Annotated in this window: 17 protein-coding genes; 13 read left to right on the top strand and 4 right to left on the bottom strand. The window is 37.5% G+C overall.

All coding sequences use genetic code 11. The features are described 5' to 3' along the window. Nucleotides 1-11: 11 nt before the first annotated feature. The 4 genes from BMX24_RS10880 to BMX24_RS10865 all read left to right on the top strand — a co-directional run bounded on the left by BMX24_RS10880 (nt 12) and on the right by BMX24_RS10865 (nt 9,370). On the top strand, nt 12-542 hold the full coding sequence (locus tag BMX24_RS10880; RefSeq protein WP_089792434.1) for a DUF1003 domain-containing protein: 531 nt from the start codon (nt 12-14) through the stop codon (nt 540-542). A gap of 207 nt (nt 543-749) precedes the next feature. After that, on the top strand, nt 750-3,119 hold the full coding sequence (locus tag BMX24_RS10875) for a choice-of-anchor L domain-containing protein (protein WP_089792432.1): 2,370 nt from the start codon (nt 750-752) through the stop codon (nt 3,117-3,119). Between the two features lie 173 nt (nt 3,120-3,292). Continuing rightward, nucleotides 3,293-6,874 carry a choice-of-anchor L domain-containing protein gene (locus BMX24_RS10870; protein WP_089792430.1) on the top strand — a complete coding sequence of 1,194 codons (3,582 nt, stop codon included), beginning with the start codon at nt 3,293-3,295 and terminating at the stop codon, nt 6,872-6,874. Nucleotides 6,875-6,997: 123 nt separating this feature from the next. Further along, complete coding sequence (locus tag BMX24_RS10865) at nt 6,998-9,370, top strand: choice-of-anchor L domain-containing protein (RefSeq protein ID WP_089792428.1); 2,373 nt, start codon at nt 6,998-7,000, stop codon at nt 9,368-9,370. Between the two features lie 209 nt (nt 9,371-9,579). On the opposite strand, the gene rsmA is transcribed toward BMX24_RS10865, so the two are convergent. Next, nucleotides 9,580-10,350: a 16S rRNA (adenine(1518)-N(6)/adenine(1519)-N(6))-dimethyltransferase RsmA gene (gene rsmA, locus BMX24_RS10860; protein WP_089792426.1), complete on the bottom strand. Its 771-nt coding sequence runs from the start codon at nt 10,348-10,350 to the stop codon at nt 9,580-9,582. A gap of 92 nt (nt 10,351-10,442) precedes the next feature. Between rsmA and BMX24_RS10855 the strand changes: the two genes are divergently transcribed. The 6 genes from BMX24_RS10855 (at nt 10,443) to rluF (ending at nt 14,584) form a co-directional block, all read left to right on the top strand. Further along, the gene (locus BMX24_RS10855) at nt 10,443-11,342 is read left to right on the top strand and encodes a cell division protein FtsX (RefSeq protein WP_089792424.1); all 900 of its coding nucleotides are present in this window, start codon (nt 10,443-10,445) and stop codon (nt 11,340-11,342) included. Between the two features lie 2 nt (nt 11,343-11,344). Beyond that, on the top strand, nt 11,345-11,644 hold the full coding sequence (locus BMX24_RS10850; protein ID WP_089792422.1) for a DUF3098 domain-containing protein: 300 nt from the start codon (nt 11,345-11,347) through the stop codon (nt 11,642-11,644). Nucleotides 11,645-11,725: 81 nt separating this feature from the next. Further along, the gene (locus BMX24_RS10845) at nt 11,726-12,544 is read left to right on the top strand and encodes an undecaprenyl-diphosphate phosphatase (RefSeq protein ID WP_089792419.1); all 819 of its coding nucleotides are present in this window, start codon (nt 11,726-11,728) and stop codon (nt 12,542-12,544) included. Between the two features lie 47 nt (nt 12,545-12,591). Then, nucleotides 12,592-13,290 carry a tRNA pseudouridine(55) synthase TruB gene (gene truB, locus BMX24_RS10840; protein ID WP_089792417.1) on the top strand — a complete coding sequence of 233 codons (699 nt, stop codon included), beginning with the start codon at nt 12,592-12,594 and terminating at the stop codon, nt 13,288-13,290. Next, the gene (locus BMX24_RS10835; RefSeq protein ID WP_089792415.1) at nt 13,287-13,862 is read left to right on the top strand and encodes a hypothetical protein; all 576 of its coding nucleotides are present in this window, start codon (nt 13,287-13,289) and stop codon (nt 13,860-13,862) included. Before truB ends, BMX24_RS10835 begins: the two co-directional genes overlap by 4 nt. After that, nucleotides 13,862-14,584, top strand: a complete 723-nt coding sequence (gene rluF, locus BMX24_RS10830; RefSeq protein WP_089792413.1) for a 23S rRNA pseudouridine(2604) synthase RluF — start codon at nt 13,862-13,864, stop codon at nt 14,582-14,584. The genes BMX24_RS10835 and rluF overlap by 1 nt, the downstream gene beginning before the upstream one ends. A gap of 158 nt (nt 14,585-14,742) precedes the next feature. On the opposite strand, the gene BMX24_RS10825 is transcribed toward rluF, so the two are convergent. Next, nucleotides 14,743-15,798 carry a ComEA family DNA-binding protein gene (locus BMX24_RS10825; protein ID WP_089792411.1) on the bottom strand — a complete coding sequence of 352 codons (1,056 nt, stop codon included), beginning with the start codon at nt 15,796-15,798 and terminating at the stop codon, nt 14,743-14,745. Nucleotides 15,799-15,929: 131 nt separating this feature from the next. Then, the gene (locus tag BMX24_RS10820) at nt 15,930-16,274 is read right to left on the bottom strand and encodes a MerR family transcriptional regulator (protein WP_089792409.1); all 345 of its coding nucleotides are present in this window, start codon (nt 16,272-16,274) and stop codon (nt 15,930-15,932) included. 197 nt (nt 16,275-16,471) lie between these two features. Between BMX24_RS10820 and BMX24_RS10815 the strand changes: the two genes are divergently transcribed. Continuing rightward, nucleotides 16,472-17,365 carry an SMP-30/gluconolactonase/LRE family protein gene (locus tag BMX24_RS10815; protein ID WP_089792408.1) on the top strand — a complete coding sequence of 298 codons (894 nt, stop codon included), beginning with the start codon at nt 16,472-16,474 and terminating at the stop codon, nt 17,363-17,365. Nucleotides 17,366-17,541: 176 nt separating this feature from the next. Here BMX24_RS10815 and BMX24_RS10810 read toward each other — a convergent pair whose 3' ends face one another. After that, nucleotides 17,542-18,849 (bottom strand): DEAD/DEAH box helicase, encoded by a 1,308-nt coding sequence (locus tag BMX24_RS10810; RefSeq protein ID WP_089792406.1) that lies wholly within the window; start codon nt 18,847-18,849, stop codon nt 17,542-17,544. 987 nt (nt 18,850-19,836) lie between these two features. Here BMX24_RS10810 and rpsA point away from each other — a divergent pair. Together rpsA and BMX24_RS10800 are read left to right on the top strand one after the other, a co-directional pair. Next, nucleotides 19,837-21,633 carry a 30S ribosomal protein S1 gene (rpsA, locus tag BMX24_RS10805; protein ID WP_089792404.1) on the top strand — a complete coding sequence of 599 codons (1,797 nt, stop codon included), beginning with the start codon at nt 19,837-19,839 and terminating at the stop codon, nt 21,631-21,633. A gap of 160 nt (nt 21,634-21,793) precedes the next feature. Continuing rightward, nucleotides 21,794-23,302, top strand: a complete 1,509-nt coding sequence (locus BMX24_RS10800; RefSeq protein WP_139176825.1) for a T9SS type A sorting domain-containing protein — start codon at nt 21,794-21,796, stop codon at nt 23,300-23,302. The last annotated feature ends 90 nt before the right edge of the window (nt 23,303-23,392 follow it).

Genomic DNA, 23,392 nt, shown 5'->3' with positions numbered 1-23,392 from the left:
AAGGAAACACAATGAAAAAATACGACGAAAAAGCAGAAATTTTAGAAAAAATAGCAAACGGAATTACCTGGTGGATTGGTTCTATCCCTTCATTAATGGTGCATACTTTATTTTTTTTAATTTCCTTCCTCCTTCCTTTGCTAAAGATTGTGGAGTTTGACAAAATGCTTCTTATTCTTACCACAGTGGTTTCTTTGGAAGCGATTTATCTTGCAATTTTCATCCAGATGTCGGTGAATAAAAGCCACGAAAAAATTGAGGATATCCAGGAAGATATTGAGGACATCCAGGAAGATATCGAGGAGATCAGCGAAGACCTCGAAGAAATCAGTGAAGATATTGAAGAGATTACCGAAGATATTGAAGATATTCAGGAGGATATCGAAGAAATCAATGATGATGAGGATGAAGAAATCCACAGCGAACGTGCTAAAAATGTGATATTAAAAAGCAATGTGAACTCCAATAAAAATGAGATTAAGGCTTTAAAAGATAAAATTGATGAGCTTCAAAATAAAATTAATGAGCTTAAAAAAGAATAATTTTCTGAATTTTTGTTCAAAAACAGAATAATACTCGGAAGTGAAAAAAGAGAGACTAATAATTTTATTGGTCTTTTTTTTATTATTCCAGATATATTATCTACGATTTATTAAGATTTAAAATAAAATAAATTATCGGTGCGAATTCGTTTGATTATATACAGTTTTAATCCAAAAAAATAGTATTTTTGAACAAACAACAACAAAATGTTAAATTATAGACTAAAAAACTACTTTTTCTTTCTAGTATTGCTTTTGGTTTCAGGTATGGTATTTGCCCAAAAGGCAAAGGCACCAAGAAAGCCTATACCTGAAAAGTCTACTAGCGAAAATTTCAAGGCGGGTTTATTCATCGATGTGAATACTCCTACCTACACGCCATCCAGCTATAATATAGAACAGCTTGTGAAAAATGTTCTGATCTCAGGCGGTTCCAGCTGCGCAGTGGCAAACGTAACAAACGTAACGGTTTCTCCAAATCAACTGGCTACGGATACTGAAAGAGCTTGGGGGTATTTTCATAAAGGGACTACCAATTTTCCATTTACAGACGGTGTTGTCCTGGTAACAGGGAAGGCCAGAAGAGCCGGAAATGTTTTTGAAGGCGGTCTGAGTGACGGCGTTCCGGGATCTACGGTAAGTGATCCGGATCTGGTGACGGCGATCAACCCTTTGGCTCCACTTAAAGATGCTGTTTTTATCGAGTTTGATTTCGTTCCAAACAGTACTCAGGTAAAGTTTAATTATATTTTTGCTTCTGAAGAATATACATCCAATTTCCCTTGCGGGGTATATTCTGATGGTTTTGCCTTATTACTGAAAAAAGTAGGTGATCCTACCTATACCAACCTTGCGGTTTTACCGGGAACGGCAGGACCTGTAAGTGTAACGAATATCGTACCTGCAGGAAATGGTTTTTCTTGCGGACCTATCAACGAAGCTTACTTTGGAGGGATGAATCCTGATCCGAATATTGAAACGAATTTTAATGGAAGAACGATTCCTTTAACGGCAATTGCAACCGTAATTCCGGGGCAGACTTATCATTTTAAAATGGTTTTGGCGGATGCTTCCGACCCAAGTTACGACTCTGCAGTTTTCCTGGAGGGGGGATCTTTCGATATCGGAATGACAATTGTTGACGGCAATGGAAACCCGATCACCAATGTAAATATGTGTGACAATACACCTCAGATTCTAAAAGCGCAAATCGCTTCTGTACCGGGAATGACTTTCCAGTGGTACAAAGATGATGTGGCAATTCCGGGAGCTACAAGTGCTACGTATACAGCGACTCAGCCAGGTGTGTATACGGTAAGAACTTTTGTAGGCGGTACCCAGTGTCAGAATGCGAGTGTTACCATCGTTGGTGGTACAACTCCTCCGGCACAAAATGCTACTTTAAAGCTTTGTACAACGCCTTCTGTTTCAACATTTAATTTAAATGATGCAACACCGATGATTACGAGTTCAACGTCGGCTATCGTTCGTTACTATATCAATCAGGCAGATGCCATTGCTCAAAATAACAGTTTTATCAATCCGAGCCTTTTAGCCAGCTATAACGGAACGGACGGACAGATTTTATATGTGGTCGTTTCAAACGGAGCTTTCTGTAGTAAAATGGTTACTTTAACATTGAAAAAAGAAGCTACACCTATCGCACAGTTACAGGCTACAAAAGTGAGAATCTGTGCGGGTGAATCTACAACTTTAACGGCTTCAAACGGAGCTACATACCAATGGTCGAATATAACAGGAACGGGAGCTACACAAACAGTCTCTCCGACTCAGACGACTACTTATTCAGTATATGCAATCGGACCACAGGGATGTAAATCCTTACAGCCGGCTTCTATTACGATAGAAGTTGTTCCTGCCATCGTATCAACGCTTAAAGGAGGAATGATCTGTGAAGGCGACGTGATCACTTTAGACGCAGGAACAGGACCAAACTATCATTATACTTGGAATACAGGAGACTTAACACAGACCATCAGTGTTGGAACGCCTGGAACTTATTCTGTAACCATCAACAACGGAGTTTGTACCAAAGTGTTTACTACTCAGGTTATTCAGGCGATTATTCCTGAAATCATCAATGTGAATTACAATGAAAACGGGACAATGATTCTTACAGCAAGCAATCCAAGTAACGGACCTTTAGAATATTCTATCGATAACGGAGTAACTTGGCAGAATTCAAATGTATTCTCTAATGTTCCTAGAAATATTGTAGTTTCTATCAGAGTGAGAGTGAAAAATACAAGCTGTGTAGGATTCCTTGAATATTTCACATTTGTAATGCAGAACGTGATCACTCCGAATGGAGATAACATAAACGATATGATCGATTTAAGAGGTGTTCTTAAATACAAAGATTTCAAAGCTTCTATCTTCGATCGTTACGGAAAAGAAGTATACAAAGCAAGCACCTTGCAGCCTTACTGGGACGGATATTTCCAAGGAAAACGTCTTCCTACGGCATCGTACTGGTATCAGGTGAGCTTTGAAGATCCTGCCAGCAAAAAGCCTGCGGTAAAAACAGGGTGGATTTTGCTGAAAAATCTTGAATAAGATATTTAATTAATAATAAAGAAAGACCGACAATTTGTTGGTCTTTTTTTCGTTTAAAGGACGAATTGAAATTGACATTTTAAAATAAATCATATTGTATTAGTGATAATGTAATTTAACTTGAATTGAATTTCAATCAAAAAAAATAGTATTTTTGTTTAAAATAATATAAAATGTTAAATAGGAGGACAAGAAGTTTACTTTTGACTTTATTTTTAGTTCTTGCGGGAAGCTTCGTTTTTGCTCAGAATAGACAGAGTAAAGCCGTTGCCAGAAAGCCTGCGCCTGAAAGTATGAAAGCAGGAGCTTTTATTGATGTGAATGCTGCCGGCTATCCGGAAACCAATTTCAGCATCACGCAATTGGTAAAAGATGTACTTATCAGTGGCGGGTCTACCTGTTCTGCAGCCAATGTAAGCAACGTTGTGGTTTCTCCTAATTTACCAGCGACAGATCAGAACAGAAGTTGGGGATATTTCAATAAAGCAACGACCAATTTTCCTTTTGCTAAAGGAATTGTTTTAACGACGGGCTATGCAAGAAAGACCGGAAATACATTTCAATCCACTCTAAGTGACGGACTCGGAACCGGTGGAGATATCGATCTGGCAACGGCATTAAGTGTGCCTAATTCAGAATTGCATGACGCAACGTATATAGAATTCGACTTTGTGCCGGCTTCTACTAAAGTTACCTTCAGATATTTATTTGCCTCTAAAGAATATTTCAGCAACTTTACGTGCAGTATCTCAGACGGATTTGCATTATTGCTGAAAAAAGTAGGAGATCCTACGTATACAAACCTTGCAGTACTTCCAAGTGGGGAGCCTGTAAGTGTTACCAATATTATTCCTGCCAACTTACCTTGTGGGCCTAAAAATGCACAATATTTTGCAGGAATGAACAACCCTCAGATTGAAACGAATTTTGACGGTCGTACGATTCCTTTAACTGCTACTGCAACGGTAATCCCTGGTCAGACCTATCATTTCAAGATGGTTTTGGCAGATTATCAGGATTCCAATTTTGATTCTGCGGTTTTCCTTGAAGCCGGATCTTTTGATATCGGTGTTCAGATTCTGAATCCTGCAGGTGTTGCGTTACCTCCATCAATTAATGTTTGTGATAATGCACCACAGACATTTACAGCTTCAGTTCAGGGAGGTGGAGCTACGTATCAATGGTTGTTTAATAATAATCCTATTCCGGGAGCTATCAATGCTTCTTATACGGCAACACAGCCGGGAATTTATACCGTTCAGGTATTTTTACCCGGAAATACCTGTCCGGGAACAGCATCGGTCACCATTGTCGGGGGAACGTCTCCTACAGTGCAGAATGCCACGCTCACGGCTTGTTATACTCAGGGAAATGCTACATTTAATTTAACATCGGCACAAACTTCTATCAGTACGACTCCGGGAGCGACATTTGCCTATTATCTATTACAGTCAGATGCTTTGGCAGGAAATGCCAATACAATTGCCAATACAACAGCTTTTCCAAGTGCAGGGCAGACCATTTATGTTTTGGTTAAAAACGGGTTCTGTTCAAAAGTAGCCGAATTACAATTGGTGAAAGCGCCTCAAATGACGGCTACAATTGCACCTCCGAGTATTTTAACCTGTATAAATTCACAAATTACATTAGACGCAACAACATCGGTGTATCCGGCAGGAGCGACATTCAGCTGGACGACAGCAAACGGAAATATTGTTTCGGGAGCCAATACATTAAACCCGGTAGTGAATTTAGCAGGAACCTATACTTTAACAATTTCAAATACCTATCAGCCAGGAAATTTAACCTGTACCGCTACGGCAAACGTAACGGTGACGGGAGACAGTGCTCCGCCAACAACAGGGTTAACGGCTTCTAAAGTTTTGATTTGCTCCGGCGAATCTGTAACATTAACGGCTTCCGGCGGTACTACATACAACTGGGTAGGTTTACCAGGAACAGGAAATACACAGACAGTTTCTCCTACGACGACCACGACCTATACCGTAACGGCAGTGGGAGCGAATGGTTGTGTTTCTCAAAATCCGGCGACAATCACAATACAGGTTTCTCAGCCGATCACTGTGCAGAACGCTACTTTATTGGAGTGTTATCAGACTGGTGGGATTAATTATGATTTAACGGAAGCTCAGCCTCAGATTACTTCTGCGGGAGGTGTTACTTTTACTTATTATTTAACTCTTGCAGATGCCAATGCAGGAAATACGAATAATATTACCAATCCGGCTTCTTTTAACAGTCCGGGAGGGCAGACCATTTATGTTTTGGTGGTAAGCGGCGGATGTAGATATGTTGTTACATTGCAACTGTTGGCTACACCGGAAACTACTTTAACGATCGCTCCTCCACAGCAGATTACCTGTACAACGACACAGACTACATTGAATGCTTCTGCTTCTGTAATTCCTGCCGGTTCTACCATTGCATGGACGACAACAGGAGGTGGAAATATTGTTTCAGGAGCTAATACTTTAACTCCTGTGGTAAATGCAGGCGGAGTATATACTTTAACGGTAACGAACGTTAACCAACCCGGAAATTTAACCTGTACTTATACAGCAAACGTTACGGTGACTCAAAATACAACACTTCCGGTGGCTACGGTGACGTCTACTTTTCCGCAGATCTGTCCTGGTGAATCGGTGACTCTTACTGCTTCCGGCGGTGCTACCTACAATTGGACGGGGCTTCCAGGAAATGGAAATACTCAGGTAGTTTCTCCAACGGTGACTACTACTTATACGGTTTTTGCGGTAGGAGCAAACGGATGCGTTTCTGCAAATCCTGCAACAATTACAATAGTTGTTGGTCCTCCTGTGGCAGTTTTAGCAGCTTCAAAATCTAAAATTTGTGCGGGAGAATCTGTTACCTTAACGGCTACTGGCGGGGTTACTTACGAATGGGTTACTTTACCAGGAAACGGAGGTACTCAGGTTGTTTCACCTACTACTACGACAACATACTGTGTTTTTGCTCTAGGTGGAAATGGCTGTAAGGTAGCTACACCGACTTGTATTACCATTGAAGTTGTACCGGCGATTGAGTCTACATTGCATGATGTATATGTATGTGCGGGAGATTTCGGAACTCTGGATGCTGGTGCAGGACCAAATTATACCTATGTTTGGAATACCGGGGCAACCACACAGACAATATCTGTGAACACGCCGGGAACATATACGGTGACGATCAGTAATGGTGTTTGCTCTAAAGTTTTCAGTGCACAATTGATAAACCCTACATTACCACAGTTTACGAATGTTGTTTATAATAATCATGTCCTGACTTTATCAACAACAAATCCTACAGGCGGAACATTGGAATATTCTATTGACGGCGGTCTTACATGGCAGGCTTCAAACATCTTCTATAATGTTCTTGATAATACAAGCTATAACCTGATGGTAAGAGTGAAAGATGCAAAGTGTAATACTTCATTAGAATATTTCACCTTTGTTATCAGCAATGCCATTACACCGAACTCTGATGGTAAAAATGATTTCATAGACTTTACAGGAATCAGTAAATACAATAATTTTGCGGCTTCTGTATTCGACAGATATGGTCAGGAAGTATTTAAAGCTACCAAAACAGAAACCGTTTGGGACGGAAGGATAAAAAGCAGTATCAACATTCCGACAGCGACATATTGGTATCGTGTACAATGGGAAAATCCGGCAAGTAAAAAACTTGAATTGCGAAACGGATGGATTTTGTTAAAAAACAGAGATTAAAAAAATATTTATATAAAATTAAAGCCTCTCAATCTGAGAGGCTTTTTGTTTTTTTTGATAAAAAAGTTAAATATATGTGTGGTATATTTAAAAAAAAATTAAATTTGTTAAAACAAAATTATTATGAAGAGATATCTACTATTGTTTTCTTTTTTTATAGTCTCCTCGTCGAGTCTCTTTTATTCGCAAAATATTACACCCAGGAAGCCTCAGAAAGAAAAAGCTTCTGCTTTAACAATGAAAGCGGGTGCTTTTATTGATGTAAATGCACCAAGTTATGCACCTACGGCGTATACTCCTTTGCAACTGGTAAAAGATGTGTTGATCTCGTCAGGAACGAATTCATGCGTGACACCAAACGTATCAAATGTTCAGGTAAGTCCGAACTTACCAGCCAGTGATGCCAACAGATCTTGGGGGTATTTCCACAAAGGAACTACCAATTTCCCTTTTACGGATGGTATCGTATTAACGACAGGATATGCTAATAAAGCGGGAAATAGCTACATCAGCTCTACTCTTGGAGACGATTTGTCAACAGGAAGTGATCCTGATTTGGTAGCGGCTACCAATCCTACGGCAACACTTAATGATGCTGTAATTCTGGAATTTGACTTCGTACCTACTTCAAGCCAGGTGAAGTTTAATTACCTTTTTGCTTCTGAAGAATATACAGGATCTTTCCCATGCAGCTTCTCAGATGCATTTGCTTTATTATTAAAACCTACCGCAGGTGGACCTTACGTAAACATGGCCGTTTTACCTGCTCCGGGTACGGGACCTGTAAGTGTTACCAATATTCACCCTCAAAATAGCTTTACAGGATTTGATATGGGGTGTGGTGCTCCTAACGTAAGCTTTTTTGGAGGATACAATACATCAAATATCGAAACCAACTTTAATGGTAGAACAGTTCCTTTACAGGCGACTGCAACTGTAATTCCGGGACAGTCTTATCACTTTAAAATGGTTTTGGCTGATGCGATTGACAGCAGCTATGATTCTGCAGTATTCCTGGAAGGGGGATCTTTCAACATCGGTGTTGAATTATTAGATCCTACAGGAGCTACTTTGCCGGAAGAAATCAACGTTTGTGATAATGTACCTCAGGTAATCACTGCTTCTGTAAGTGACCCGAATATGACGTACCAGTGGTTCTTCAATGGTGTTGCCATTCAGGGAGCTACTACGCCAACGATTACGGCAACTCAACCGGGTAATTATGAAATTCAGGTGTCTTTCCCAGGAAATCCTTGTCCGGGTAAAGCCAATATAAAAATTAATGGAGGCACAACGCCTGCTGCTGTTGATGCAACATTGCTGCTCTGTACAACGACCGACGTCACGTGGTTTGACCTTACAGATGCCATGCCATCGATTAGTACAACATCAGGTGCGGTATTCCATTTTTATGAAGATCAGGCAGATGCGATAGCTCAAAATGGAGATTATATTCAGGATATTTTACATTATAATGGAAATGACGGTCAGATTTTATACGTAGTCGTATCAAATGGCGGTTTCTGTAGTAAAATGATTGAATTAAAATTACTAAAAGAAGCTACACCAACAGCTCATGTAGTAGCATCAAAATTAAAAGTTTGTCCTGGAGAAGTTGTAGATTTTACAGCAACGGGAGGTACAACTTATCAGTGGGGTAACTTCCCTGGAACAGGAAACACGCAGTCTGCTGCAGTTTACAATACAACAACTTTCACAGTATATGCTTTAGGTCCGAAAGGATGTAAGTCTTTACAGCCTGCTACAATTACGGTAGAAGTGGTTCCTGAGCTTACTTCTCCATTGGCAGACGTAGAAATGTGTGTGGGAGACAGAGTAACTCTTGATGCAGGTGCAGGACCAAACTACTCTTATCAGTGGAGTACAGGTGAGGTTACACAGACCATTAATGTAGATGAGTTAGGAATTTACACGGTAACGATCAAAAACGGATATTGTGAAAAAACATTTACGGCTCACGTTTTAGCGGCAGCTTCTCCGTTTGTTACGAATGTTGATTACAGCAACAATACCTTAACGATCACTGCAGAGGTACCGATGATCAATAATATTCCTCAAACGGTAGAATATTCTGTTGATGGAGGTATTTCTTGGCAGCCGTCTAATGTATTTACAAACCTTCAGAATAATACAACGTATCATATTCAGGTAAGAACGGTAGGAACTCATTGTGTTGGCGCACTTGAATTCTTTACACTTCATATCTCAAATATTATCACTCCGAACCAGGATGGTGTTAATGATACTTTAGATCTTACAGCATTAGGAGACTTCCAAAACTTTACGGGATCTATCTACGACAGATACGGTTCTGAAATGTTCAGATTCTCAAAACAAAATCCTATCTGGAACGGAACAGTAGGCGGTAAAAAATTACCAACTGCAACGTACTGGTATAAGTTCAACTTCCAGTATCCGAAATCAAAAGTTAATATGAGCCAATCAGGTTGGATCATGCTTAAAAACAGAGAATAAATAAAATCGATAATGCAAACAAAAAAAGCCTTTCAAGAAATTGAAAGGCTTTTTTAATGATGAAATTTCCGAAGAATTTTAATGATTCGATAAGAGCGGGCTTTAGCCCGTTTAAAAAGATATTAAATATTCAAATCGGCTTTAGCCAAAACTTAAAATAATACATTATCATTTGTAAAATTTGTGCCAAAAATCTGCGTCATTCGTGTCTAAAGATTCTGCTTCCACAGCTGAGTAAAAGAAATAAAATCTGCAACACTCAATTCCTCCGCTCTTTTATCCATGAATTCATGCGTTTTTAAAGCTTCAGGAATATTCAGAATTTTCAGGGCATTGGACAGTTTTTTTCTTCTCTGGTTAAAACCTGCTTTTACGATTTGTTTAAATAAAACCTCATTTCCAGCCAAACCCTCTTTGGGATTCCGCGTCAGTCTGATAACGCCGGATTTCACCTTCGGAGGCGGATTAAACACATTTTCATGCACCGTAAACAGATATGAAGTGTCATAATATGCCTGAACCAAAACAGACAGAATTCCGTAGTCTTTCGTCCTTGGAACCGCCGCTGTTCTTTCCGCAACTTCCTTTTGAAACATTCCCACCATTTCAGGAACCAGCCCGTAATGATCAATGATTTTAAACAAAATCTGTGAGGAAATATTATAAGGAAAGTTTCCGATAATAGCGATCTGCTCTCCTTTGGTGAACTGAAAATCCTGTTTCAGAAAATCTCCTACGAAAGTCTCTTCCGTTACTTTAGCGTAGTTTTTTTTCAGATATTCAATCGATTCTTTATCAATTTCTGCAAGGTAGATGTTCTGATCTTTTTCAAGTAGGTATTTGGTAAGAACCCCCATTCCGGGGCCTACTTCCATGACATTCTGATAGCCCTCAAAACTAAGACCTTCTACAATTTTTCTTGCGATGTTTTCATCCGTCAAAAAGTGTTGACCAAGATGCTTTTTTGCTTTTACACTCAATGTTTTTTATGATTTTATTAACAGTGATTTTCTCTTTTTCGTTCCCAAATTTCGGAAGTTTTTTTCTATTTTAGCCAAAAATTTTAATATTAATGGCTAAATCTGTAGATGAGTTTAATAAGAAAAGGCTTAGGTCTAGCAATATTACAGTAGTAATAAGTATTGCCTTAGTGTTATTTTTGTTAGGATTAATGGGACTTATTTTAATTAATGCCCAGAAATATTCCGACTATATCAAAGAACAGCTTGTTGTAAATGCTTACTTTGACGAAAATTATAATGTTAAGGATTCTGCCAAAATTGCAAAAATGGAAGCTGAGGTTTTCAAAGAAATACAGACGTTGGCTCCTGTAAAAAAGGCGACTTACATTTCCAGGGAAATGGCCGCACAAGAAGCTAAAAAAAGCATGGGGATCGATACAGATGCGCTTTTCGAAGAAAATATTTTCCCATCATCTATAGAAGTTGCTTTAAAACCTGAATACGTAGATCCTGCAAAGATTGATGGTGCGATCAAGGTGATCAAAGCTGTTCCGGGGATTATTGATGTGAAGAACGACAGCACATTAATGGTGGATGTTTACAACAACCTGAGCAGAATTCTTAAATGGATTTTAGGTTTTTCTATATTATTTTTAATCTTAGCGGTTGTTTTAATTAATAATTCAATTCGTCTGAAAATATTCTCAAAAAGATTTATCATTAAAACCATGCAGCTGGTAGGAGCGAAGAGAAGATTTATCTTGAAACCTTTCATCATAGAAGCAGTGATCTTGGGCGCTATTGGCTCTGTCATCGGGCTTCTTGCCTTGTTTGGAGTTTGGTATTACTTCACAAGCCAGATCGGGTCTGCATTTGTACAGGACAATAATCAGTATTTCTGGTTGGTAATTCTGGTACTTGGAGTGGGAATTTTTATTACGGTTTTAAGTACGGTTATTGCAACCTGGAGATTCTTAAGATCAAACGTTGACGACTTATATTACTCTTAAAAATGAGCAAAAAAACAAATAAATTTTCCGCAGACAGTTTTGGGAAAGACATCCCTGAAGTTCCACAGGAAAACACATTTTATTTCGGACAGCAAAACTTTAAATGGATGCTTATCGGTTTGGCATTTATTGTAGTGGGTTTCCTTCTCATGATGGGTTCGGATGCCAATACAGTTGATGGAAAATTTGATCCCAATTCCTGGAATGACGGAATTTTTTCCATTCGCAGAATCAGAATTGCACCACTGTTTGTAGTGATCGGTTTCGCAATCGAAGTGTATGCGATTTTGAAAAGAAAATAAATGCATTGTAAAGCAAATGATATATTAGCTTTGTCAGGGTTCTAAACTTTGACAAAGTTTTTTTTGATAAAACGATAAATTATGGATTTAATCAAGGCAATTATTATTGCTATTATTGAAGGATTAACAGAATATCTTCCGATATCTTCTACGGCGCATATGGGCTTTACAGCAAATTTGTTGGGCTTACAGGAAGACGAATTTTTAAAAATGTTTCAGGTTTCCATTCAGTTTGGGGCGATTCTTTCTGTAGTAGTGGCTTACTGGAAAAAATTCTTTGATTTGAAAAATTTACAGTTTTATTTTAAGCTAGGCTTTGCTGTAGTTCCGGCTTTGGTTTTGGGATATTTGTTTGATGATAAAATTGAAGCGGTTCTGGGGAATCAGATTGCCATTTCATCAGTATTGGTGCTGGGTGGAGTTATTTTATTATTTGCAGACAAATGGTTTAAAAATCCTAAAATCGACGACGAAAAAGGAATTACAGTAAGAAATGCCATCACAATCGGCTTCTGGCAATGTCTGGCTATGATGCCCGGAACGAGTAGGAGTGCGGCTTCCATAATCGGTGGAATGGCTCAGGGGCTGACAAGAAAGGCAGCAGCAGAGTTTTCATTCTTTTTGGCGGTTCCTACGATGTTGGCGGTGACGGTGTATTCTGTTTTCCTGAAAACATGGGGGAAAGAAACACCGAATCCTCAAAAAGGTTACGAAATGATACTTTCCTCTCAGGATCATATCACGATTTTTATTGTAGGAAATATTGTGGCGTTTATCGTTGCATTGATCGCAATAAAAGCATTCATCGGCGTTTTGAATAAATATGGTTTCAAACCTTGGGGATGGTACCGTATTTTTGTCGGAGTAGCGTTGTTAATTTATTTCTATTTCTTTCAATAAAATTCAGTTAGAAGGTATAATTACTAATTACCCATTACTCATAATTAATGACCGCAGAAGACTTACAATCAGGACATATATTTTTATTGGACAAACCGCTGGATTGGACCTCTTTTCAGGCAGTCAATAAAATGAAATATAAACTCAAAAGAGAATTTAATCTTCCTAAGAAATTTAAAATCGGGCACGCCGGAACTTTGGATCCGAGAGCGACAGGACTTTTAATTGTCTGCTGCGGGAAATTTACAAAGAAAATCCCTGAAATTCAGGATGCTCCGAAAGAATACTGGACAGAAATAAAGATCGGGGTTCAGACAGAATCTTACGACACCGAGAAGCCGGAAATCCTTCAACAGGACATTTCGAGTGTTACGGAAGAACAAATTAAAACGGCTTTGGAAAAATTCGTAGGTGAAATTGATCAGACGCCACCGGTTTTTTCAGCAATAAAAATTGATGGAAAAAGAGCTTACGATTTGGCTAGAGCAGGAGAAGAGGTTGAAATGAAATCCAGAAAAACAACTATTTTTTACATTCAGGATATTAAAATCGATCTTCCATTGGTAAGTTTTACGGTGGGATGTTCAAAAGGCACTTACATTCGAAGTCTGGCTCATGATATTGGTCAGGAATTGGGAGTCGGCGCTTATTTAACACAATTAAGAAGAACGAAAATCGGAGAGTATAAAATTGAAGATGCAACGTCTGATTTTTTGGAAAATGATTTTAGATTTGAAAGTTTATGACGAAAAAATTACTTATTATTCTTGGTTTAATTGTATGTTTTAAAGCTTTTTCTCAGGAAACAGAATCGAAAAAACAGAAAATGGATTTTTATTTTAATCCATCGTTAAACATTGGTCTTAATTTAAATAAAGAAAAAGAGATCCCAAACAATACTCAATATATTCAAACTCAACCACCTAATAAAATCACTTATGGAATTACGGCAATCGGTGGTTATAATTTTCTTCCTAACTTTGCCATTGGAAGTGGTTTGCGATATAGTTTTATAGAGGATAATTATCATCTGATATATTTTGTAATCCAGCCGAAGTTTATTTTTGCTCCTGGTGACCGTCCTTTTTACATCGATATTAATTATGGAAAGCAAATCAACAACTCAGTTGTTTCTGATGCTGAATTTTGGGGTGCAAGATTGGGAATGCAGGTTTCGTATTCAAAACGGTTGAGTCAGGAAGGAGGAATTACTTTTGAAAGACATGCAATAGGAGGAGCCAATCCTTTTTTCATTGGATTGAGCTATGGAATTACCATTTTCAGTAATAAAAATTATACAGGTTACGGAGAAGATTAATGGAAAAAACACGTATCAATAAATACTTATCGGAAGTCGGCTACTGTTCAAGGCGAGCTGCAGATAAGCTTTTGGAGGAAGGCAGAATAAAAATCAACGGTGAAATTCCGGAAATGGGAACGAAAGTTTCCGATGAAGATGTGATAGAAGTTGACGGAAAGCCTATCCGCGAACCACAGGAAAATCATGTGTACATCGCTTTCAACAAACCGGTAGGAATTGTCTGCACGACCGATACCAAACGTGAGAAAAATAATATCATCGACTATATCAACCATCCAAAAAGGATTTTCCCGATCGGAAGATTGGATAAGCCAAGTGAAGGGTTGATACTTTTAACCAGTGATGGTGATATTGTGAATAAAATTTTAAGATCAAGAAATAATCACGGAAAAGAATATATTGTAAGGGTAGATAAACCCATCACTCCTAAATTCCTCGATAAAATGAGAAACGGAGTTCCTATTTTAGATACTGTCACAAAAAAATGTGAAGTTGAAAAAATCGACGAAATGAATTTCCGGATTGTTCTGACACAAGGTCTAAACCGACAAATCCGCAGAATGTGCGAATATCTTGGCTACGAAGTAAAAAAACTGAAACGAATCCGTGTCTTAAATATCAAACTGGATCTTCCTATCGGAAAATGGAGGGATTTAACGGATGAAGAACTTTCAACATTGAATGCATTGGTGGAAGGGTCTAGTAAGACTTTTGATTAATATTGGTTGCTGGTTGCTAGTTGCTTGTTTTTGGTTGTTAGTTTTTGATTTTAAGTTACAAGATGCTCCGACTCGGCTCAGTATCTCAACACAAACTAAGCAATTCACTTAGAAACCAGCAACTAGCAACTCGCATCCCGAACCTCGCACCTCGCATCTCACTTCAGATACAGCTTCATCCTCGCCTCATATTCCGGTTTTGTTCTCAAAAGTTTCCAAATTTTCTTCTCATCTTTTTCGCTTAACCTGTAAAAAATAATTTTATCTGCAGAATATTTGAAATAAGGATGATTTTTCAGCCATTCTTCCGGAGCATCAATTAAGGTATATTTTTGAACGTTTGAAGTATTTAAAGGTGCGATGGAAAGGAGTTTTTGTACAAGTTCTTTATCAATATTGTAAGTCGTTAAAATTTGTTCTTTATTGACGAATCCTCCTAATTTTTTTCTAAAACCTATGATCATTCCAGCACTTTTTTCATCCAAGCCAAATTCTAAAAGCTGCTTAAAAGTTATGACATTCAAATCTGTTTTTGAGAAATCTGTTTTTTCCTGAATGACCTTAGTTTTCGGAGCATCGGTGTTCTGGGCAATTGTCGATGGATTCAGTTTAATATAAGGTTTCAGCTCACTAAATTTCTCAGAAGAAATCACAAAACATTTTTGAATATCTTCTAAATTTTTAAAACTACCTTTTAGAATTCTGTCGCGATAATTGAGAATCGTTTGCGACTGTTTGTCAGAAAAACCAAAAGATTTCCAGCCGTTAAAATCTAAAGTATTGGGATCAAAATTGTGATAAATGATTTTAGCTTTTTCAGAATTAAAACTATTTGGAAAGCTTTTGTAATCGTTATTTTTAGTGTCTTTATTAGTTTCCGGAAGTAAAATATACGATTCCAGTTCACTGAATTTTTCACCAGAAACAGCATAACACTTTCTAAACTGTTCCTTCGAAATAAATTTTCCGCCGACTATTTTTTTGTAATTAAGAATGGTTGAAATTTGCTTTTCGGTGAAACCAAGATCTTGCCACTGTTTTTCGTCCAGATCATTGGGATCAAAAGCAGTGAGATGCATTGGAGTGGCGTTTTCCGCAATGAATTTTACATTGGAAAAATCTTCCTTATTTTTACTTGTATATTTTTGGAAAGCAAATAAAATAATGAGCAGCATTCCCATGAATGCTACTTTTTGGTAGTATATTTTTTTCATCGCTGTAAACTTAACAATAATTGTAAGTCATCGCAATGGACAGATTGAAATTGAATTATTTTAGAATAGAAATAGTGATTTATCCTTTCAAAAAATACACTGGAACCAACGCAGGACGTGAAATTTTCAACTTATTCACTGTCTTTTTCAACCAAAGATTCCTTTAGTTTTAATAATTCAGCTTTTACAAATTCAAGACGATCGATTATTGTAACAGTTTCGGAAATTTTACTGTTCGTTGTTAATGCAACACGCGCTCCATCAAGGGTATAGCCTTTTTCTTTGACCAGATGATAGATCATTTGCAGGTTTTTGATGTCTTCGGGAGTGAAGTAGCGATTACCTTTTTTATTTTTTTTAGGTTTAATGATAGGGAATTCCTGCTCCCAATACCGTATCAATGAGGTGTTTACATCAAATGCTTTAGCCACTTCTCCTATAGAATAATACAGTTTATCGGGTAAATTTATCTTCATTTTTCGAATCCTAATGTTCAAAGATAAAATTTTTTAAATTTTAGTACAAATAGAACACATAAAAAGTTCATTCTATGATGAAATTGAAATTTGAAAAACTTACTTCTTTTAAACTACTTTGATTTCTCAAAATGAGAAAATAATATTTGAATCTGAGCTTACAAATCGTAAATTGTACACACTTAAAATAAGGTGGTATGAAAAATATCTTTAAAATCGGCTGGGTTGGTTTGGTTTTAGTATTAGTTAACTGTAAATCAGTAAATACGAATAGTATGTTTTATGATGGTGTAAGTCCGGAAAAAGTTTCGGATCAGTTCAGTTTTACGGAAGGGCCTTCTTCGGATAAGGAAGGCAATGTTTATTTTACGGATCAGCCTAATGATAAAATCTATTATTGGGACTGGAAAACCAATAAAATCATTGAATTTCTGAGTAAAACAGGTAGAGCAAACGGAACACATTTCGATAAGGATGATAATCTGATTACCTGTTCGGACGACAATGGCGAGATCTGGAAAATTTCGAAAGATAAAAAAATACAGGTTTTGCTTAAAGATTTTGAAGGAAAAAGACTCAACGGACCTAATGATGTTTGGAACGACGAATTTGGAGGAATGTACTTCACCGATCCTTTGTATGAAAGAGAATACTGGAAAAATTTCAAACAGGAAATTCCCCATAAAAGTTTGTATTACAGAAATAAAGACGGTAAAATTTCAAAACTTGACACATTTACCCAACCCAACGGAATTGTTGGAAGTGAGAAGTTCAAAAAATTATATGTTTCGGATATTGATGCCGGAAAAACGTATGTTTATGATATTCTGGGAGAAGGAAAATTATCCGAAAAAAGGCTTTTCTGCGAAATGGGTTCGGATGGAATGACGCTGGATAAAAACGGAAATTTATACCTAACCGGAAAAGGTGTCCACATTTTCAGCCGTGAAGGAAAAAAAATCTACCATATCCCAATTGAAGAAGATTGGACTTCAAACGTAACCTTCGGAGGAAAGAATAACGAAATTTTATTCATTACCGCATCAAAATCAGTGTATATTTTACCGACAAAGGTGAAGGGTGTGAAATAGTTTTTAAACACGAATTGCACTAATTTTACACGAATATCACAAATTCAAAAAGAAGTTCTAAGTTTTGGCTAAAGCCAAATTGATTGATTTTACTTATAAAAAAACGGGCTAAAGCCCGTTCCTATTGATAAATAATCGTGTTATTCGTGTAAAATTAGTGGAATTCGTGTTTAAGGTTAATAAGCAACCTCCATTTTCACTTTTTTCCCCTTCAGCTTTTCATTGCTCAGTTTTTTCAGCAAGGCATTTACCTTATTTCTGGATACGGCAACATAAGAAGTCGTGTCTTTAACCTCGATTAAGCCCACATCTTCTTTCTGAAGTTCACCTTTTTTCAGCAGATATCCTACGATGTCTACTTTATTCACTTTATCTTTTTTTCCAGCACTGATGTAAATCGTCTGAAAAGGTGTTTTCTCAGGAACTTTATTGAAGCCAGCAACACTTTCCTCGGGCGTATTACTTTTGATGAAAGGAAAATTTTCTTCCTCCGTCATGATCAGATAGGCAAAACCTTTGGCATTCATCCTTGCGGTACGGCCGTTTCTGTGGATGAAAGCATCTTCTTTCGGAGGCAATTGATAATGAACAATCGACTCAACTTCCGGAACGTCCAGACCTCTTGCCGCCAAATCGGTGGTGATCAGAATTCTCGCAGAATCATTTCTGAATTTCAATAAAGCGCGTTCTCTTTCGTCCTGTTCCATTCCGCCGTGGAAGGTTTCACGGTCGATTCCTTTTTCACGCAGAAGCTCGGAAATACGGTCGACGGCGTCGCGGTGATTACAGAAAATCAGCGTTCTTTTATTCCCGATTTTACAGATTAGATTAAATAAAGTATCTAATTTTTCCTCAGAAATAGTCATTACTTTTCGCAACTGAATATCCGGTTTTACTTCACTTAATTTTAAAAAATCTATGATTTTCTCATCTTTTAACCCAGTGAATTGCGGAATTTCATCCATCGCTGTAGCGGAAGTCAAAATCCTTTGTGAAGTGTTTTTTAAAGCGTTTAAAATAAATTCCATATCATCATGAAATCCAAGTTCCAAAGCTTTATCAAACTCATCCAGCACTAATGTCTGAATTGTTTTCGGATCAAAATTGTTATTTCTTAGGTGGTAAACAACCCTTCCGGGAGTTCCGATCAATACCGCCGGAGCTTCAATCAGATTATTCACTTCAATTTTTTTATCATGGCCTCCGTAACAAACGGAAACTTTAAAATCTGTACCCATCGCCTTAAAAACCTGTTCGATCTGTAGTGCCAATTCCCTCGCCGGAACCAAAATTAAAGTCTGAATCCCGGAACCATTTTTCTTAAGATTTCGAAGGACAGGAAATAAAAAAGCCAACGTTTTTCCCGAACCGGTAGGAGAGAGCAAAACCACATCCTGCTTGTTTTCAGTGGCTTTATATGTAGATTTCTGCATCTGATTCATATCCTGAATCTGCAGTTTTTTGTAGATAGATTCTAATTCCATGCTGCAAAGGTAATGAATTTGGGGTTGGTTGTTGATGGTTGCCTGTTGCTGGTTTATAGTTTAAGGTTCGATGTTTAAAGTTGAATGTTTTGAGTTTTTTTGCGTTGTGTCATTCAGAACGAAGTGAAGAATCTCTTTTTTCAACCCTGTAAAACTTCCATCACCCATCCTCCCGCTTCCTTCTTTTATTAGAAGCTATTCCCGCTTTCCATTGCAATTCCTCATTACGCGGCTCCGCTTCGCTCCGCCGCTCCATTGCGGGATTTTCACTTCAATCGGGGCTAGGGTTTTTGGCTGTTATTCAATATTTCGACTGATTCAACATGTTTAGGTCATTGCGAGGAGCGTAGCGACGAAGCAATCTCGTTACAATAACACCAAAAGTCAGACTCAAAGGTCTTTGATAATTATACTCAAAATTTGTCAGGCTGGAAGTATCCAGAGTAACGCTAGGCTTAATTAGAAAGTGAGATTGCTTCGTCGCTACGCTCTTCGCAATGACATACGATACAACATTATAATTATATCATTGTTGAGATCCTTTCAGTATGACAAACTTGATGCAATAAAAGTTTACACTTATTGAGGTTGTTTCGTTGTTTCTGAACTACTTTCGCAAACCTTCAGTCTGTTCGTAATGACAGATATTGAAACAGACCCCGCGACCCTAGCCTCGATAGTAACGGTTACCCCGCAGTAAGGAATGGAAAGGGGAGGGTTTGGTGTTGGACAGCGCCGGAACGAGGAGTAAAAGTGGATAGCGAGATCAAGCTCCTGAAAATATTGTAGGTTGATTATGAATGTGTTAAGTGTTATTTTAAGACTTTTGAAATTGTTGTTTTTCTTAAATAATTTTCATATCTTTGCACCCACTTTTGTGGCGAGAAGGTTTGAAGAGTAAATTACTAAAAATTAATTACTTCCGTATTTTTTAATCCGCATTTATTCAAACCGTTAAAAAAGAAGGAATACAAATTTTATTAGAAAATGTCAAAAGAGACAAATTCAGCAGAGGTTATTTTAAACCAAAACGTAGCACCAGAACAATTTGATTGGGATTCTTTCGAATCAGGTCTTGATGCAGATGCGAGAAAAGAAAAAAGCGATCTAGAAGAAATCTACAACGGATCTTTAAACAACTTAGACGATAACGACGTTCTAATTGGGAAAGTTGTAAGATTAACTGACAAGGAAGCTATCGTAGACATCAACTTCAAATCTGAAGGTGTAATCTCTCTAAACGAATTCCGTTACAACCAAGGTCTTAAGGTAGGTGATGAAGTAGAAGTAATGGTTGACAAGAGAGAAGACAAAACTGGTCAGTTACAATTATCTCACAGAAAAGCTAGAACGCTTAAAGCTTGGGATAAAGTAAACGAACTTCACGAAACTGGAGAAATCGTAAACGGTTTTGTAAAATCAAGAACAAAAGGGGGTATGATCGTAGACGTACACGGAATCGAAGCATTCTTACCTGGTTCTCAAATTGATGTTAAGCCAATTAAAGATTACGATCAGTTCGTAGGAAAAACTATGGAGTTCAAAGTTGTGAAAATCAACCCTGAGTTCAAAAACGTAGTAGTTTCTCACAAAGCATTGATCGAAGCAGATATCGAAGGTCAGAAAAAAGAAATCATCTCTCAATTAGAGAAAGGTCAGGTTCTTGAAGGTACTGTTAAGAATATCACTTCTTACGGTGTGTTCATCGACTTAGGTGGTGTAGATGGATTGATCCACATTACAGATCTTTCTTGGTCTAGAGTAAATCACCCATCTGAAATCCTTGAGGACGGACAAACTGTAAAAGTAGTTATCCTTGATTTCGATGATGAGAAAACAAGAATCCAATTGGGTATGAAGCAATTAGAAGCTCACCCTTGGGATGCTCTTTCTGCTGACTTGAAAGTAGGTGACAAAGTAAAAGGAAAAGTAGTAGTTCTTGCTGACTATGGTGCATTCGTAGAAATCGCTCCAGGTGTAGAAGGATTGATCCACGTTTCTGAAATGTCTTGGTCTACTCACTTGAGATCTGCAGGTGATTTCGTAAAAGTAGGTGACGAGGTGGAAGCTGAAGTACTTACTTTAGATAGAGACGAAAGAAAGATTTCTCTTGGTATCAAACAATTATCTAAAGATCCATGGGAAAATATCGAAACTAAGTATCCTGTAGGATCTAAGCATGTAGGAACTGTAAGAAACTTCACAAACTTTGGTGTATTCGTAGAGTTGGAAGAAGGTATCGACGGGTTGATCTACATCTCTGATCTTTCTTGGACTAAGAAAATCAAGCATCCATCTGAGTTCTGCGCAGTAGGTGATAAATTAGATGTTGTAGTTCTAGAATTAGACATCCAGGCGAGAAGATTATCTCTAGGTCACAAACAATTGACTGAAAACCCATGGGATGCATTCGAAACTAAATATGCTGAAGGAACTGTACACACAGGAACTGCTGTAGAAGTTCACGATAAAGGAGCTTCTGTACAATTCGAAGATGCTGAAGTTGAAGCGTTCTGCCCTTCAAGATTATTAGAGAAAGAAGATGGATCTAAAATCAAGAAAGGTGAAACTGCTGAATTCAAAGTTATCGAATTCAACAAAGAATTCAAGAGAGTTGTTGTTTCTCACACAGGTATCTTCAGAGATGAAGAGAAGAAAAATGCAAGAGAAGCTTCTAACAACAGATCTAACAATGTATCTTCTTCAAACAATGAAGAAAGATCTACTTTAGGAGATATCGATGCATTAGCAGAATTGAAAAGAAAAATGGAAGAAGGTAAATAATCCTGACCTCTATTTAAATAATTAAGCCACTCATTTGAGTGGCTTTTTTTTGTTTATCAAATTATGCTTTTTTAATAATTTGATTTATTTTTTTAAAAATATATCACCAAATAAAGAAAAATTATTACTTTTACCTGAATCAAAAAACAAAATATTAACTATGAAAAAAGCATTTTTATTTTTGCTTATGGCATTTTTTATGTCATTAAACTTCTCAAAAGCCCAGACACCGGGCGCCGGAACCGATTTTATCATCTGTATCGACAACAGTGCCTCCATTGGCAGTCAGGCTTATGAGGAAATGAGAATCAGTGCTAAAAAACTTATCGAGAAAATATTAGCCTGTAATCCAAAAAACAGGGTAAGTGTGGTTCACTACGGAACAGCCCTGTTGGGAAGCTCACCAAGCCACCCGATCATTTATATCGAGTCAGATTTTACGAATAATATAGTTACGGCTCAAAGTTTTGTAAGAAGATTAGACGTCGGAGATCATTTTCATGAAGCTTTAGGGCTGGTAGGAAATGCTTTGGATGGTACTCCCAACCCGGATATTGTGAGCCCTCAAACTACTTTACACAGAGATCCTTCAAATTCTTTTGTCTTTATTTTGTTCACGGATGCAGGAAGAGCAGGAGGAGATCTCGTAAGTGGTTCTTATCTTGTAAATTACTATGACACGACCTATGCTGATCCGGCTGCATTTAAAAATGTAACAGTATTCAAAAGAGACAGAAAAACAAAATTTGCTGTCGTGCACGTGAGCTATGACAGCTATTCAACTCAGGCTGCAGCATCTATTGCAAGTGCGGGAGGTTCTTATTTCGGGACAGTTGAAAACAATACAGATGATCCTGATTTCGGAATTTCTCCAAGATTATATTTCGGGAAGCCTAGTTTTTTATTAACGCCGGACGAAATCACAGAAATCACGAAAGGTGTTTGTGAAAATTCAGGTGGTGGAAATATAGAAATGTATTATGAACCAAATGATTGTGGCGGATTCAATACCGTACAGTCTGTTTTCGGAACTTATGATTTACCTGCCGGAGCAACATTTATAGGTTTAAATTTATCAATAGTAAGTCTTACAACTGGTGATGAATATCCGGTTTCATATAACCCTACATTGACTCCTCCAAACGGATTCTGGCAATGGATGACAGCTGCCGATTTCAGCAGTGTTCCTCCAAGTGCTTTAACGGGGCAGTTTAAATTCTTACTGACATTAGCTTATGAAGTGGGCGGTCAGACCTATTATACATCCAGCTGGAATACGTATCCTTTCTTTAGTTATGATATCAATTTCGATTGTATGAAAGGCGTTCCAAGTACTCCGCTTTTAAAACAAAAAAATAATAATAATGATTTTAAACTGGACAGAAATGCCGATCCGAATCATTACAAAAAGAATTTGGTAACAGTTGAACAAAAATTGCAGCTTACGCCGAATCCTACCAATGGAATGTTTAAAGTTGTTTTAAATAAAGGAATTGAAACAGGAAAGTTACAGGTTCTTGACCTGAACGGAAATACCGTTTACAACACATCATTTAATAATGAAAAAGAAGTAAACGTTGATTTGCATTCTCAAAAAGAAGGGATTTATCTTGTGAAAATAGTTTCTGATAAGAATATAACTTACACAGAAAAAATAATTAAGAGATAAGATCAATAAACAATAAAAATTTAATTAAAGGCTGTCAGTTGACAGCCTTTTTTTATTTTAAAATTATAAATAATATAATGATTGCTGTTT

The sequence above is a fragment of the Chryseobacterium wanjuense genome (assembly GCF_900111495.1).
In the GTDB taxonomy this organism is placed as follows: Bacteria; Bacteroidota; Bacteroidia; order Flavobacteriales; family Weeksellaceae; genus Chryseobacterium; species Chryseobacterium wanjuense.
Note: the sequence above shows the minus strand (reverse complement) of the source record. Positions and strands in the feature narration are given on the sequence as shown.